Raw genomic sequence first — 16,503 nt, forward strand, 5'->3', positions numbered from 1 at the left:
AATTCGCGTACTATGGACGTCTATACGTTTATATGTCTAAAATACTATCTTAAAAGATAATCATTTAGAAGATAATCATTGTACGCAGTAATTGTCCAAGGCAATTGCCTGCAACGGTTAAAGCAACCGTTGTGTATAACTGTTATTTACAACACTTGTGCACAGCAATGATGTTATCGCCCTACTATTGTAAAAATAAGGGTATGCTTATCTCAATCAAGGTATCAAGCAACATAGTGATAAAAAGGTAACTGTTATGGCGAAATCGACTTCTTACAGTCAAACACTTAAACAACTTAATGCATTGTTAGCGCAGCGTATTGTGATTTTAGATGGCGCCATGGGCACCATGATCCAAGACTATAAGTTGGAAGAAGAAGATTATCGTGGCGAGCGTTTTAAAGATTGGCATTGCGATGTTAAAGGCAACAACGACTTATTAGTACTCAGCCAACCGCAAATCATTAAAGATATTCATACTCAGTACCTGCTAAACGGTGCCGACATTATTGAAACTAACACCTTTAACGCCACCACCATTGCCATGGCCGACTACGACATGCAGTCGCTGGCCGCTGAAATTAACCTTGCTGGCGCCCGAGTCGCCCGCCAAGCTGCCGACGAAGTGGCAGCGCAAACAGGTTCACCACGTTATGTGGCCGGTGTATTAGGCCCAACCAACCGTACTTGCTCTATCAGTCCAGACGTTAACGACCCAGCGTTTCGTAATGTCAGTTTCGACCAATTAGTCGACGCTTATGTCGAATCCACCAGCGCCTTAATTGAAGGTGGCGCCGATATCATTATGGTTGAAACCATTTTTGATACTTTAAACGCCAAAGCCGCCCTATTTGCGATTGAAAAAGTATTCGATCAACTTGGCGATCGCCTACCCGTTATGATCTCTGGCACTATTACCGACGCCTCTGGTCGTACATTAACCGGCCAAACCACCGAAGCCTTTTATAACTCTTTACGCCACATCAAGCCGTTATCGATTGGCCTTAACTGCGCCCTCGGACCAAAAGAGCTGCGCCCGTACGTTGAAGAATTGTCACGTATTGCCGAATGTTATGTCTCTGCCCACCCAAATGCTGGCTTACCCAACGAATTTGGTGGCTACGATGAAACCCCAGAAGAAATGGCCGAAGTCATTAATCAATGGGCTCAAGAAGGCATGCTCAACATTGTCGGCGGTTGTTGTGGTAGTACACCCGCACACATTAGTGCTATTCGTGAAGCGGTGCTCAGACACGAACCAAGACAGATACCAGATATACCTGTGGCGTGTCGTTTATCGGGCCTAGAGCCACTCACCATCGACAAAAACTCGTTATTTGTTAACGTCGGTGAGCGCGCTAACGTGACCGGTTCGGCTAAGTTTTTACGCTTAATTAAAGAAGAAAAGTTTGAAGAAGCCTTAGATGTCGTGCGCGAGCAGGTTGAAAATGGCGCGCAAATTATCGACGTCAACATGGACGAAGGTATGCTTGATGGCGTGGCGTCAATGGCGAAGTTTTTAAACTTAATCGCCTCTGAGCCCGACATCTCCCGCGTGCCCATCATGATTGACTCATCAAAGTGGGAAGTCATTGAAGCTGGGCTTAAATGCGTTCAAGGCAAGTCGATTGTTAACTCTATTTCGATGAAAGAAGGCGAAGCCAAATTTATTGAACAAGCCACCTTAGTAAAACGCTATGGTGCGGCAGCCATTATAATGGCCTTTGACGAAGACGGCCAAGCCGATACACGTGAGCGTAAAACCCAAATCTGTACCCGTGCTTATCGCATTTTGGTTGATGTTGTTGGCTTTCCACCAGAAGACATTATTTTTGACCCTAACATTTTCGCCATTGCCACCGGTATTGATGAACACGACAACTATGCCGTCGACTTTATCGAATCGATAAAAGACATAAAAGCCACCTTGCCACACGCAATGATCTCAGGCGGCGTGTCTAACGTGTCATTCTCGTTCCGCGGTAACAACCCAGTACGCGAAGCCATTCACGCGGTGTTTTTATACCATGCCATTCAAGCCGGCATGGACATGGGTATTGTTAACGCTGGTCAGTTAGCCATATACGATGATATTGAACCAGAGCTGAAAAAACGGGTTGAAAACGTAGTTCAAAACTTACCATGTCCGGTAGCCGACTCAAACAACACCGAGCAACTACTCGACATCGCTGAAAGCTTTAGAGGCGATGGCTCACAAGTGGCCAAAAAAGAAGATTTAGCTTGGCGCAGCTGGCCGGTATCCAAACGTTTATCGCACGCATTGGTTAAAGGCATTACCGAATTTATTGATGAAGACACCGAAGCTGCTCGTCAAGAAGCCGTGCGCCCGCTCGATGTTATTGAAGGACCGCTGATGGACGGCATGAACGTGGTCGGCGACTTATTTGGTGCTGGCAAAATGTTCTTACCGCAAGTGGTCAAATCGGCACGAGTAATGAAAAAAGCCGTCGCTTACCTAAACCCATATATTGAGCTTGAAAAGGTTGCTGGCCAGTCAAACGGGCGAATTTTAATGGTCACAGTAAAAGGTGATGTGCATGACATCGGTAAAAATATTGTTGGAGTAGTACTTGCCTGTAACGGCTACGAAGTGGTCGATCTTGGGGTCATGGTATCGGTCGATAAAATTCTCGATGCAGTAAAAGAGCATAATATCGACATCATCGGCATGTCAGGTTTAATCACGCCAAGCTTGGATGAAATGGTCCACAACGTGAAAACCTTCCACCGTGAAGGCTTAACCATCCCTGCTATTATCGGTGGTGCAACCTGCTCTAAAATTCATACTGCAGTAAAAATAGCACCGCATTACCCACACGGCGCAATTTACATTGCCGATGCATCTCGCGCTGTACCTATGGTGTCTAAGCTGATTAATAACGCCACTCGCCAAGCAACCATCGACGAGGCCTACGCAGAATACGACATGATGCGTGAAAAACGTTTGTCGCAAACCAAGCGTAAAACCATCGTGTCGATTGAAGCCGCACGCGAAAACCGTTGTAAACACGACTGGGAAAACTACACCCCATTTACGCCTAATGTATTAGGTCGCCAGGTGTTTGATGACTATCCATTAGAAGACCTAGTCGAACGTATCGATTGGACACCGTTCTTTAGAAGCTGGGAACTGCACGGTCATTACCCTGAAATTTTAAAAGACAAAGTCGTTGGTGAAGAAGCGGTTAAATTATTTGCCGACGGCCAAGCCATGTTGAAGCAAATTATTGCTGAAAAATGGCTTACCGCCAAAGCAGTAATCGGTTTATTCCCAGCCAATACCGTCAACCATGACGACATTGAACTGTATACCGATGAAAGCCGCACCACATTGGAAATGACCACTCATCATCTTCGTATGCAGCTTGAACGCGTGGGTAACGACAACTTCTGTTTATCAGACTTTGTTGCTCCAAAAGATTCAGACGTTGCTGATTACATGGGCGGTTTTGCGGTAACGACGGGACACGGGATTGATGAACATGTTGCCCGTTTTGAAGCCAATCACGATGACTACAACGCGATTATGCTTAAATGCTTAGCAGACCGTTTAGCCGAAGCTTTTGCCGAGCGCATGCACGAACGTGTTCGTAAAGAGTTTTGGGGTTATGCCGCGGATGAAGTGCTCGATAACGAAGCGTTAATTCGTGAGCGTTATAAAGGTATTCGCCCAGCGCCAGGTTACCCAGCATGTCCAGATCATACTGAAAAAGGTTTGTTGTGGGATTTGCTAAAACCCGATGAAACGATTGATTTGAACATCACCGAGAGCTTCGCCATGTACCCAACCGCAGCGGTATCTGGCTGGTACTTTGCCCATCCAAAATCACGCTATTTTGGCGTGACTAATATTGGTAAAGATCAGGTAGAAGACTATGCCCAGCGCAAAGGCATGACGTTGGCAGAAGCAGAGAAATGGTTGTCACCGATATTGGACTATGATCCAGAATAGATTTATTTCGAATAGAATGAGTTCAAGAGTAGAAAGAGATCCTGAATAAAGAGAGACCCAGAGTAGATAGTGCTTCTGAATAAAGAGTGCTTCTGAATAAAGAGTGCTTCTGAATAAAGAGTGCTTCTGAATAAAAAGTGAACCTGAAAAAAGGGTAACCTTGAGTCATCACGGTTACTCTTTTTTATGTCCAAACTTGGTTTGGATTTTGGTCAAAAGACTCCATACTGCACGGGTCAAATCAAGCGTTATTCCGGCAATGCTTTTTAGCCGGGATAACGCTTCGTCGTTTTTACAATAAATAACTTAAAACGTCTTTGATCTTCTCAATTTAATTTACTGCTGGATAAAGTAAAAACATCTCAACTGGACATACCCTTTTCATCATTACACTATAAAAAATAGTCATTTATAATAATAGATACCCTTAAAGAATCACTCTACAATAACTTCGTTTAAAAAATAATCATCTGAATTACAAAGCAGGGAGTTGCTTCATCTATGGCCTATAGAGCATATATTGGGATTTTTGCATTCCTGTGTCTGATTGTCGCCGTTAGTTGCTACTCGGAGGAGTCAATGTTTAGCATGTTTAAAAAAGTCGATGTCGAAGTATTTCCTGAAGTGATAGGTAGCTTAACCCATGAGGGAAAACCTCTAGCCGGTATTAAGCTAAAAAGAGGTTATCAATACTCTGGTGTCATGGAAGAAAAAGAATGGGACTACACCACTACAGACGCTGATGGAAAATTTAGCTTTCCTGAAATCATTTACAGCACAGCACATCCAAATAAGCCTTTTGCAGAAACACGTGTATCTCAAACGATTAAAATCGCTGAAGGAAGTCATTCAGATCTAAGACTTTGGCTATCGGTATCTACAGGCGAAAAACATATTTCATATTTAGCTGAAAGGTTGACGCAATTAAACTGCGACGTATCAAATGAAGAAGTTAAAAATGAAATCATTGATGAAGCGTTCTCTAGTGGTGTTGTGCGCTATCAGGTATTGAGTATTTGTCGCTGGCCAGAATTAGAACGATTGGAAGTACAGAAAAGAGAAAAATACGATTAATAAAGCCATTAAATGACAAGGACAGTTTATGAATCAATTATCGCCTAAGTTAGCGTCAGAACTAGCAGCAAATGTTTATAGTTTAATTGATGCAGAGGATGCTGACATATTTGGAAATACCTACATAGAAAAATACTTTGCCATTAATAGCAAAGGTATAGGAAAAACAGGCGGATTTATTTTTAATCGCCAGTCGGGTTTTGCTGTTATGGGATTAGGTAAAGGACAATACCTAGGAGATGCAATCATCGCTATTCGTGGTACTCAGCTTATTGCAGATTGGGGAACGAATGCGCAACTTGGTTTAAGCGTCGGTGATGGTAACCAAATAGTGCACGCTGGATTTAATAATGCTTTTGCTTCACTAAGACAACAAATTGCGACTTTTTTGGATAAGTGGCGTATATCAAATCCCGGAAAAGCGATACATTTTGTCGGTCATAGCTTAGGTGGCGCACTAGCTTCTCTAGCTGCAGACTGGGCATCTGTTAATAACTACGCTTCAAATATTAATTTATACACTTTTGGCTCCCCAAGAGTTGGACAACAAGGTTTTGCCTCGGCTAACACCCATAGACTAAATCAAATTTTTCGCTGCACCCACGGCGCTGATGTAGTCCCAAAAGTGCCTTTATGGCCTTTTATTCATGCGCCTTATCAAGGAGTGGAATATCGCTTAGATAACAGTCAAGGTTTGAGGATTAGTGCTCATGGTATGGATCCTAAAGCTGGAGCCGAACCAGGTTATTTAGTCTCTGCAAACACTGAGCATTGGGGCCATTTACATGTTAAAGCTAGCGAATATTTAAAGCCGGTAAAATTACGTTATGAAAACCGCAATCAAGCAAGCTATTCAGACCAGTGGAGTGACAAACTCAGCGCAGCATTGATTACGGTCTTAAAAGAGGCAGGCTATTATGGCGCAATTGTAGCGCAAGCGACGGCATCTTACGGTTTGACATTCTATGATCTTGTCGCTAAAACCCTTGAAAAAATTGCTGCCGCGGCAGATTCTTTCGCCGACGATGTCAGAGGACTACTTGGCCATATGTTGTCTTTTGCAGGGGCTGTAGTCACAACCGTAGTTGACTTAACTTATGCCACTATTCGAGCCATTTTCAATAAAATGCTTGCACGCTTATATAGCAGCGTGAAAGACGCGATTAAATCTGTACACAAGTAATAAAAAATAATGACATTTTAAAGGTCCTTGTCGCTGCAATATATAATCAGTGACCGGGACCTTTTATTTATATCTCCAAATACATGAGTAATCCCTTATCCCATCAACAGAATCATCATGTATAAGCACTAAACTCCCGAACTCTATTACCCAAGCATTAAGCTTTGCTTCATATTGATACTACAAATTTATCTTTACTGACATTAAGCTCATTTAATCGATTCAAGCCATTGGTTGAATGATGATGCAGGCAAGGCACCTGATTGCTGAGCCATAACCTTGCCTTGCTTAAATACCATCAGAGTTGGGATCGAACGAATATTAAATTGGGCAGCAAGGGCTTGTTGCTCTTCGGTGTTGAGCTTGCCGAAACGGAATTTGGGCTCCCACTTTTTAGCTGCTTGAGTAAATACCGGCGCAAAGTTTTTACACGGACCGCACCAGCTAGCCCAAAAGTCGACGACCAGCGGTAATTCTGATTTATTAGCATGGTGGCTAAAATTGACGGCTGTGAGCTCTATCGGTTCACCAACGAATAGGCTTTGTTTACACTTTCCGCAAGTTGGTTGTTGTTCAAGACGTTCTTCAGGTACGCGATTTAAGGTATCGCAATGGGGGCAAGCTATTATCATGATTAGACCTCATCAACTTCATTATCGAGACTCTTTAATCATAAACCTTGTTGGTGTGTTAAACGAATAATCGTTTTAATTTTTTTATCATATTATGGCCTGCGGGCACCAACGCTTAACATCGCAAGGTTCCACCCTGCCGGATTAATTCGCTTTATGGCCTGCGCCCACCAACGTCGTGGCGCTTCACCCACACCAGAATTTTCAAACTTCGTTTGAACTAAGATCGCAAGGTTCCACCCTGCACGGGCCAAAAGGGGATCAACAGCAATCCCCTCTTGGATCACCCCTGCCGTTCCGGCAACATTTTCGCTATTTAACCAAACAACAGCAGCGAAAAAATTGCGACGGAAATAGCTCTAGCTTTGGACTTCATTTGCAGCCTGCTTCGGCCTTATTTGAAAATGCTAACGCTTCCGATGGTACATCCTGTACCGCGAAAGCTAGCCTGACGTCCTGTCAGGCTCACGCTATTTTCTACAACGGCCTCTGTTTAGAGTTGAATTTGTAAATTTCTAAGCAAGCCTAACTGATTTTTGGACACAAACGTTTTAGCGACAGAGTCCTAACTCGTCTATTTGGGATTAGGGAAATTAACTCTTGATGTCATAGTTGTTATACATTTTTTTCTCGAGCTAAACGCCCCTTCGCCTTGTACTCGTGCATCAGTTCCCCAACCATAAGTTGATAATCAGGGTGACTTTTGAAACTGTAAGATACGAAAAATACTTTAGTGTTCTCGACTGAACTCAAGTTTCTGATTTCACCGACGTCGTTACCCACAACTAAACTAAATTTAATACCCGGTATGTAGAAAATATGATGGTGGTACCCTAATTTCTTTGATGATGTTGGGAAAGAGATCTTCGGTACAATATCCTCGTCAGAGTCTACATAAACAGCAAGGTATGCATTTTTGGAAAACCTTGCTCCCCCAAAAGATAGCGACGAAATTCTTCTTGGTAATGTACACCAAGTGATTTTTGATTAGCGTTTTTTGCTACGGGCCATCCAGATGCACGCCAGATTATACTTGCAGCAAAATACAGGTATCTTTCAGTATTGGGAAACTCGCACTTTATGGGGTTAAACCACCTCTCACCACGAATACTTGCAAAGTGCTTTGCTTCATTGATTCGATGTAGAAGAGGAAATTTATCAGTGCCACCGTGACACTCTGAGACAACACTGTTCTCTCCTAGGCGAGAAAACAGTGATTCACACTCAGCACAGAGAAAGTGTGCTGTTATTTGGAAATCAGTGTATACAGAGGATTTGTCGTGACTTTGGTTTAATACCAAATCATCACCATCAAATGCGCCTTTTAGCTTTTTGTACAGAGCCTTTGGCATTAAATGACTATTTTTAAGCTCTTTATTCTCTAAACAAAGTTCGCATTTATCTAACTTCAAGTTACTACCTTTAATAAAATATGTAACAGTTTCAGCCGTGTTCTCAACTATGATGCCGCCTTTTACTTTTGAATTCAATTTACAATCAATTATTTAGTGATATATAAGATTGAATTCGTAAATGGAGCATATCTATACTGGTATAGCGCTGCTATCGGATAATTTTGGGTAGGGCAAAATCAAATTAATAGGATGTGTATGAGCTTTAGCGCTAACTGATAACGGGGCAAAAACGAGTTAGTTTTCTTGACTTTGAAATGGGCGGGTTCAACTCTGAATTGAGGCCGTTGAAGAAAATAACGTGAGCCTGACAGGACGTCAGGCTAGCTTTCGGTGGCCATGGATGGCCTATCGGAAGCGTTAGCATTTTCGAATAAGGCCGAGGCTGACTAAAAATAAAGTTAAAAGCTGGATCTACCCCATGGCGACCTTTTCGCTGTTTGAAAATGTTGCGGGGCGGCTGGGTGATCCAAGAGGGAACAGCCGTTGGTTTCCTTTTGGTCTGGTGTGGGCGAAGCGCCACGACGTTAGTGGCCGCAGGCCATAACTAAACATACTTTAGAGTAAAACCGAGTTAGCTCTCTTGACTTAAAAATGGACAAATTCAACTCTGAACTTGAGAACGTTGAAGACTCTTTATAACAGAATGCGTGAGCCTGACAGGCCTTTCTCGCACATCTGACCTATACGGATATGGGGAAAATGAGTTAACCAAGTATTTACGTTGGAGTTAAAAAAACGGGATTGGCGCGCAGTAACCAATCCCGTTTTTCAATTTATAGTGCTTAGTGCTTATCAGCTAAGCGCAGGTGTGCGTGTAGGGATCAGGCGCTTGCTGCCTGTCGCTTCAAATGCACCCGCAAACCTCAGCAGGTTGTTGTCGTCATAAGCACGGCCTGCGAAAGTTAACCCTACTGGCATGCCAATATCGGCCATTGTCCCCATCGGCACAGTAACTGTTGGTACACCTAAGTGGCGAATAGCAAGATTGCCGTTAGCGACCCAAATACCGTTGCTCCAGGCGATGTCAGCTGAAGCAGGATTAATGTGCGCATCTGCTGGACCTACATCTGCCATGGTTGGGAACAGCACTGCATCAAGTTTGAGCTCGTCCATCCAGTCTTCCAGATCCAACTTGCGCGTCTTCTCTAAGCCGCGCAGACCATCCGGTATGCTATCGATTTGGTTATACGACTTGAGACCTCTTTTGGCCATGTTGACGTACTCATCCATGCCAGCTGCGAGGTCGCCCTCACGGTTTGGCAAAGTGCCTAAGTCATGCGGGAAAATCAAATGCCCATTAACGTCAGCTAATTTGTTCAGTTTAGGGTCATTGTTAGCACGTAAAAATTCATCTAAAGCCCAGCCCGATAGTGCCCACAGCTCATCCTCGAGAAACTCAGGCGTGACGATGCCGCGATTGAACACGGTCGGCGCACCAGGTCGGTCACCTTCGCAGTTGGAAACCAGCGGGAAGTCCACTTCAATGACCTCGGCTCCGGCAGATTCCAGCGCTTTGCGTGCGGCTTGCCAAAGGTCGATAACCGACGCACGAGTATTGATGCGCTGACCAGTTGGGCCGCCAATGCCCGGGTTTTCGCTGGTGCCAGCCAATTCATCTTTATTAATGTACATGCGCGGCACCCCAAAACGCTTGCCTTTAAGCGTATCGGCTTGAGCTGCAAGATCCAGATACGATGCTGGACGCACGGTTGATGCTTTTGGGATATCAACCCAAGGTTGTAGACGCCATAAATCTCCGCGAGTGATAGGGTCATCTGCCACGATAACGTCAAGTACTTCAAGCATATCGGCCATAGTACGAGTATAAGGCACCACAACATCCATCGTCGGTGTTAACGGCCAGTTACCGCGCACAGAAATAACACCGCGTGATGGAGTATAAGCACACAGGCCATTGTTCGATGCAGGACCACGACCGCTCGACCATGTCTCTTCAGCTAGACCGAAAGCAGAATAGCTTGCCGCCGTGCCAGTACCTGCGCCATTGGAAGAACCTGAGGCAAAGGGAGCTGTAAGATAATTAGCGTTGTATGGGCTTTCGGCACGGCCATAGTGACCGCGCTGCATACCGCCATTAGCCATAGGTGGCATGTTGGTTTTGCCCAAGCAAATAGCACCCGCTTCGCGCAGACGTTCAACGGCAAATGCATCGTATTGAGCAATTAAGTCCTTAAACGCTGGACTACCAGAAGCCGCAGTGAGCCCTTTAACTAAGTAGCTGTCCTTCGTAGTGTAAGGAATACCATCGAGTGGACTCAGCGTTTCACCACGCGCTCGGCGCGCATCAGAAGCTTCAGCTTCCTTAATCGCATCTTGATTGTGAACCACCAGCGCATTTAGCTTGGTCTGTGTCGCTGGGCCGTCGTAAACCTCAACCCGAGCTAAATAAGACTTGACCAGCTCAACCGCTGTGGTGCGACCGGATTCGAGGGCTGCACGCAGCTCGGCAATAGAAACCTCAGTGACTTCGAACATGTTACGACCTCTTCTTAAAAGCCAAAAGTATTGACAGTCAATTTTATTAAAACAATAGTGACATTAATGGTCATTGTGTTCTCGTTGGTTTTTACTTACTGACCAGAGGGGATCTGTTGGGTGATGCAATGGATGTTACCGCCACCTAATAAAATCTCACGGGCAGGCACACCGACAATCTCATACTCAGGGAAAATTTCTTGCAATTTTTGAGCTGCAATATCGTCAGTTGCTGGGTCGAGTAGTGGGAACACAATGCGATTGTTGGTAATCAAAAAGTTCGCATAAGAACCCGCTAAGCGTTCACCCGCGGTGCGTGGAACACCTGTACCCTCCACTACGCCTTGCGCTTCTTCTTCAGTGCAATACAAAGGACCAGGCTGTGGTATTAGATGAACTGTTAACTTACGCCCCTGTGCATCGACAGTATTTTGCAAAATATCCAAAGCGGCTTTTGAGCGAGGATACTGCGGATCGGTTTGATCATCAGTCCAGTGTAAAACCACTTCGCCTGGGCGAGCAAAACAGCATATATTATCAATGTGTCCGTCGGTCTCATCCATGAATACGCCGTCTGGCAACCAGATAAACTGCTGCACATTTAAATATTCAGCCAGTAATGCTTCTATCTGTTCACGAGTCAAATCTGGGTTGCGGTTGCTGTTAAGTAAACATTCAGCCGTGGTCATGCAGGTGCCTTCACCATCGACATGAATTGAACCACCTTCAAGAATAAGCGGAGCCTGATAACGCTCAAAACCATGCTGCGTAAGCATTTGTTGCGCGACTTGCTCGTCCTTATCCCATGGTGAATACAAACCACCGTTATCACCGCCCCAGGCATTAAAGCCCCAGTCAACACCTCGGCATTCGCCCTTGGCATTCACCACTACAGTAGGACCTGTATCGCGAGCCCAGCAATCGTTGCTATCTATTTCGACCAACGTAACGTGAGAAGGCATAACCGTTTTGGCCTCTGCCAAAAACGCCTTAGGTACCCCCATGTAAACTGGGGTAACAGCACCAATGGCATCGGCCACTTTAGCAAAGGTTGCCTGAGCATAAGCCCCTGCAGAGCGCCAGTTGTCAGGACGATATGGCCAAATCATCCACACAGCTTGCTGCGCCGCCCATTCGGCGGGCATGCTAAAACCATCTTGAGATGGTTTAGTGGTTAACTGCGTGGCATCCACATTCACGTTTGTCATGAATTTTATCTCCAGTAATGCTTAAAAACGATAAGGGTGAGCGCCCTAACATAGGACGACAGAATAGAAATACACCTAACATTAATCAAATAAACAAATCGAAATAGCGTATTCATCACACGGATAGCTAGGCCGAAATTGCCACGTCCTACTAGGTGAGTTTTAGCTTCGTTGAAATATGACTGTATATCATATCATTTAAGACTGCTTGCGCTAAATAGTTGTATGCATAGGATAGATAAGAATTTATACGATAAAATGCTTGTAAGTTTATTGCACATTAGATGAGTGAAATTACTTTAGGGCAGAAACGGAGTTAGTTTTCTCGACCAGGAAATGGACAAATTCAACTTTGAACTTTGAACTTTGAACTTTGAACTTGAGGACGTTGAAGACTCTTTAAAAAGAATCCATCAGCCTGACAGGCCTTTCATGCATATCTGACCTATATTGATATTGGAAATGTCATAGTGATGTCGGCAACATCATTGACCATGTGCTTCAAGGCATTCAGGCATCCTGCCTATCAGATTGCTAATTCTTTTATAAACAGTAAAGAAGGGATGGCTGTTGATCCCCTCTTGGCCCGTGCAGGGTGGAACCTTGCGATCGACTCTTGTTTCTAACATTGATGTGGTCGCAGGCCATAAATCTAAACAATAAAAGAAGAACTGGATTCCGGCTGATAAGCATTACCGGAATGACAAGATTCATAAATCAACAATGATTAAACCTTAAGTCGCCACATATCAAAAGCTTCTTGGCAAAGCTGTTCTCTAAACTTAGGGTGGGCAATGTCGATAAGCGCACGGGCTCGTTCTCGTAACGATTTTCCGCGTAAATAAGCGGTTCCATACTCAGTAACAATATAGTGTACATGCGCACGGGTGGTTACCACGCCAGCGCCTGGCGATAAAACGGTGGCAATCCGCGACACGGTGCCATTAGCCGCAGTACTGGGTAATGCGATAACAGAACGACCACCTTCAGAAAGCCCCGCGCCGCGTATAAAGTCCATCTGACCGCCTACACCTGAGTATATTTGAGTACCCAATGAATCAGCACAAACTTGCCCTGAAATATCGACCTGCAGTGCTGAGTTTATCGACATCACATTAGGGTTTTTACGGATAATAGCCGTGTCATTAACCTGCTCAATATCCATGAATATTACCGATGGGTTGTCATCAACAAAATCATAAAGTCGTTGGCTACCTAATGCAAAGCCTGTCACTGTCTTGCCGGGATGGACTTTCTTACGGCTATTATTGATCACGCCAAGCTCGACCAAATTAAGCACACCATCAGAAAATAACTCAGTGTGAACGCCTAAATCTTTATGTTCGGTTAAGCACGCCAGCACGGCATCTGGAATAGCGCCAATGCCCATTTGTAAGCAAGCGCCATCAAGTACCAATTTGGCCACATTCTGGCCGATGGCCAAGCTTATCGCATCACTTGGGGCGAATAGGTGTTGTGGTAGCGGCATGCTCTGCTCATACACGGCAGCGAACTTATTGTAATGAATAAAACCGTCACCATGGGTGCGAGGCATCATGGGGTTAATGTGAGCAATGATTTTTCCCGCCATTTGGCAGGCTGCTAAGGTTGCCTCTACCGATATGCCTAAAGAACAGATACCATGTTTATCTGGTGGGGAAACTTGAACGATGGCGGTGTCGATATGCTGTTCGCCGGAACGAAACAACTTGGGCACCTCAGAGAGAAAAATTGGCACATAATCGGCATCACCTTGTTGTAGCAGTGACCTTGTGGGTGAACCAGTAAAAAAGCAACGATGGCGAAGATGATCCCTTAAACGGGGATCACTTAGCGACTCAGCGCCCTCGGTATGCAACTGCAATAATGTTAAACCATGCTTTGTTAACGCATGTTGTGCTAATGCATCGAGCAGTAATTTTGGCGTTGCCCCCATCGAATGAGTCCACAAGGTTTCACCGTTTTCAATTAAGGATACGGCCTCTAAAGCACTGCTACAAATAATTGGTTTCATTAATATTACTCAAGGTAATTAAGCTATTTGTAGTGTAAGCGGTAAATTACCCCTTTAATAGTGTTGACGATGGTAACGTTGAACTAGCACAAAATAGTGGAGAAATTGAGACATATAGGACGTTAATTGATAATAAGTGATGTCTAACTTACGGCTGCTTCAGTTAATCAAAACGACTCTTTAACGCCAATCACAATATCGCCGCCGTTATGCTCAAAAGGATAAAAAACCAACATAATTAAAGGGAATTATATAACACTGCCCTCGCTAGCTTTTTAGCCATACAGGTTGTACGGATAAATTAACTGACAGATTGCGAGGAAGGGCTGAAGTTTAACTCAGCCCTCATCAATAAAAACGTTAGGCTATTTTAAATGTCGCCACTTGACGTTGCATTGAACGAGCCAGTGATTGTAAGTCGTTGACAGAATGGGTGAGTTTTTCAGTCGCCGCTGATGAGGCTTTAGTAATATCATTTATTGCGATGATACTTTTATTGATGCTCTCAGCCACATAGGATTGTTCTTCTGCAGCGGTAGCTATTTGGGTATTAAGCTCATTGATACTGTCGACCGAAGTGACAATTTCACTTAGCACAACACCTGCACTACTCGTTTTATCGTTGGCATTATTAACTAGAACCAAGCCCTCATCCATTGAAGAAACCGCAAGCACGACACTTTTTTGTAACCCGCCAATCATGGTTTCAATTTGCAGTGTTGAGTCTTGAGTACGCTTAGCTAGAGTACGAACTTCATCAGCAACAACAGCAAATCCTCGACCTTGTTCACCGGCTCTTGCGGCTTCAATGGCGGCGTTTAGGGCTAAAAGGTTAGTCTGCTCGGCAATACCTTTAATGACACTTAACACTTGACCAATGTTTTGACTTTCTTTAGCGAGATGAGATATCACCTCCGCCGTGGTGCCAATTTGATTAGATAACTGCGATATACTGTCGATTGAATTTCGAACAATAATATTACCATTTTCAGCATGATCATTAGCTTGTTTCGCCTGTTCAGCAGCAAAATTGGTACTTTGAACGACTTCAGCCACTGTTGCGGTCATTTCATTCATAGCCGTTGCGGTTTGTTCTGACTCATCTTGCTGCTGTATCATTCTATGATTAGTGTCTTCTGTGAAACGCTGCAACTCTTCTGATGAAATATTGATGGTATTAGCGGCATCTGAAATTGATTCGATAATGCTTCTTAGATGGGTGATAACGCCTGTAAGGCTCGTTGAAATCATGCCTAATTCATCATCATTATAAGGAGTAAACACTTGGGTTAAATCTGAGTTTTGCTTGATGAGCTTTAGTTTCATCAAAATATCAGTCACAGGCCTCATCACACTGCGCAGCACCCAAATGGTTAACACGACACTGATAACAACTGCACATAACGTAAAGAAAATAAATAACTTAACTGATGATTGGTATATATCTTGAGTTAATCGCCATTCATCGCCTGCTACTTTTATTTGCAATGACACTAATTCGGCTATTTTACCGCTAATGGGATCAATTACGCCGTATAAAGGCATAATATCATCGGTCAATTGACCTGAAATATTCCCCGACATGTTTTGCAGTTTACTGATTAAAAAATCAATTCTCTCATCCGCGGGACCAAACATATCATTGGCTTCAATACTAAGTTGGCTCTCTTTGGGTGTTAACGTAGTGGCTAAATATTTTTTCCACAGGGTATCAATATTACTTTTTGCACTCATTAATGTCTCAGCAGCATCTTGAGCGGTTGAGCCGCCAGCATTGGCTTTGTTTATTGCATCAATGACTAAGACAGCATAGTCATCACCAATGATTTTTAAATCTTCTAATGGCACCACCCGATCAGAATAGATCCTCATCACTCCATCTTCGATTTTCCCCATCATATTGACAGCAATTCCACAAATTATGATGAGAATGGCTAATGGAATTAACGAACTAATGAGCATTTTTTGTTTAATTTTAAAATTCAGCATAAATCTACCACCAAGTAAAAATGAACTAACTACAAAAGCTCGATCAATCCTTGGAGGAACTTTACGATGAAAAACAATAATCAATGCAAATGTTACAATTATGTTATTTAAAATTTTAATATAATATAAAATATAACTCCAATCAAATATATAAATCACATTTTTATGCCTATACTCATCGATATATATGATTTTTTTCAAGGTATTAAAAATCTGTAAACTAAATTTTTTAAATAATGAGAAAACGATTCAACACGACAAAAATAAGTTGGAGAACTTAGAATCTTGGTCTTATAAAAAACACTTTGCAGATATGTGCAGTTAAATCAGCAACAAGCAGTTTACGTTAAAGTTAACTAGCAACCAAAAGCAACGATAAACAAAAACAACTCGACAACTTTAATCTTACAATTCAATGTATTAGCTAAAATAAATGAAAAAATATAATTATCGTTATCGAGAATTTACTTTAACTGACTAAAATTAAATAATTACTTTGGATCGAGTCCAAGATATACA

Annotated in this window: 10 protein-coding genes; 3 read left to right on the top strand and 7 right to left on the bottom strand. The window is 43.4% G+C overall.

Annotation, left to right across the window (positions count from 1 at the left end; translation table 11 throughout):
* The first annotated feature begins 256 nt into the window (after nt 1–256).
* From metH to AAEY94_RS05845, 3 genes are all read left to right on the top strand, one after another.
* Entirely contained in the window at nt 257–3,973 is a 3,717-nt protein-coding gene (gene metH / locus AAEY94_RS05835; protein ID WP_350977887.1) for a methionine synthase, read from the top strand.
* Between the two features lie 588 nt (nt 3,974–4,561).
* Nucleotides 4,562–5,047 (top strand): DUF6795 domain-containing protein, encoded by a 486-nt coding sequence (locus AAEY94_RS05840; protein WP_157822773.1) that lies wholly within the window; start codon nt 4,562–4,564, stop codon nt 5,045–5,047.
* A 28-nt stretch (nt 5,048–5,075) separates the two neighbouring features.
* Nucleotides 5,076–6,230, top strand: a complete 1,155-nt coding sequence (locus AAEY94_RS05845) for a lipase family protein (protein ID WP_350977889.1) — start codon at nt 5,076–5,078, stop codon at nt 6,228–6,230.
* Between the two features lie 209 nt (nt 6,231–6,439).
* On the opposite strand, the gene trxC is transcribed toward AAEY94_RS05845, so the two are convergent.
* From trxC to AAEY94_RS05880, 7 genes are all read right to left on the bottom strand, one after another.
* Nucleotides 6,440–6,862, bottom strand: coding sequence for a thioredoxin TrxC (gene trxC, locus AAEY94_RS05850; RefSeq protein ID WP_350977892.1), 423 nt, complete (start codon nt 6,860–6,862; stop codon nt 6,440–6,442).
* Between the two features lie 92 nt (nt 6,863–6,954).
* Nucleotides 6,955–7,149 carry a hypothetical protein gene (locus tag AAEY94_RS05855; protein WP_350977895.1) on the bottom strand — a complete coding sequence of 65 codons (195 nt, stop codon included), beginning with the start codon at nt 7,147–7,149 and terminating at the stop codon, nt 6,955–6,957.
* A 603-nt stretch (nt 7,150–7,752) separates the two neighbouring features.
* The gene (locus AAEY94_RS05860; protein WP_350977897.1) at nt 7,753–8,352 is read right to left on the bottom strand and encodes a hypothetical protein; all 600 of its coding nucleotides are present in this window, start codon (nt 8,350–8,352) and stop codon (nt 7,753–7,755) included.
* A gap of 717 nt (nt 8,353–9,069) precedes the next feature.
* Nucleotides 9,070–10,773 carry an amidase gene (locus AAEY94_RS05865; RefSeq protein WP_101085882.1) on the bottom strand — a complete coding sequence of 568 codons (1,704 nt, stop codon included), beginning with the start codon at nt 10,771–10,773 and terminating at the stop codon, nt 9,070–9,072.
* 95 nt (nt 10,774–10,868) lie between these two features.
* Nucleotides 10,869–11,981, bottom strand: coding sequence for an agmatine deiminase (aguA, locus tag AAEY94_RS05870; protein WP_350977901.1), 1,113 nt, complete (start codon nt 11,979–11,981; stop codon nt 10,869–10,871).
* 727 nt (nt 11,982–12,708) lie between these two features.
* Nucleotides 12,709–13,995 carry an acetyl-CoA hydrolase/transferase family protein gene (locus AAEY94_RS05875; protein ID WP_101085884.1) on the bottom strand — a complete coding sequence of 429 codons (1,287 nt, stop codon included), beginning with the start codon at nt 13,993–13,995 and terminating at the stop codon, nt 12,709–12,711.
* A gap of 360 nt (nt 13,996–14,355) precedes the next feature.
* The gene (locus tag AAEY94_RS05880; protein ID WP_350977903.1) at nt 14,356–15,984 is read right to left on the bottom strand and encodes a methyl-accepting chemotaxis protein; all 1,629 of its coding nucleotides are present in this window, start codon (nt 15,982–15,984) and stop codon (nt 14,356–14,358) included.
* Between the last annotated feature and the right edge of the window lie 519 nt (nt 15,985–16,503).

It is taken from the genome of Shewanella sp. AC34-MNA-CIBAN-0136 (genome assembly GCF_040309945.1).
In the GTDB taxonomy this organism is placed as follows: Bacteria; Pseudomonadota; Gammaproteobacteria; order Enterobacterales; family Shewanellaceae; genus Shewanella.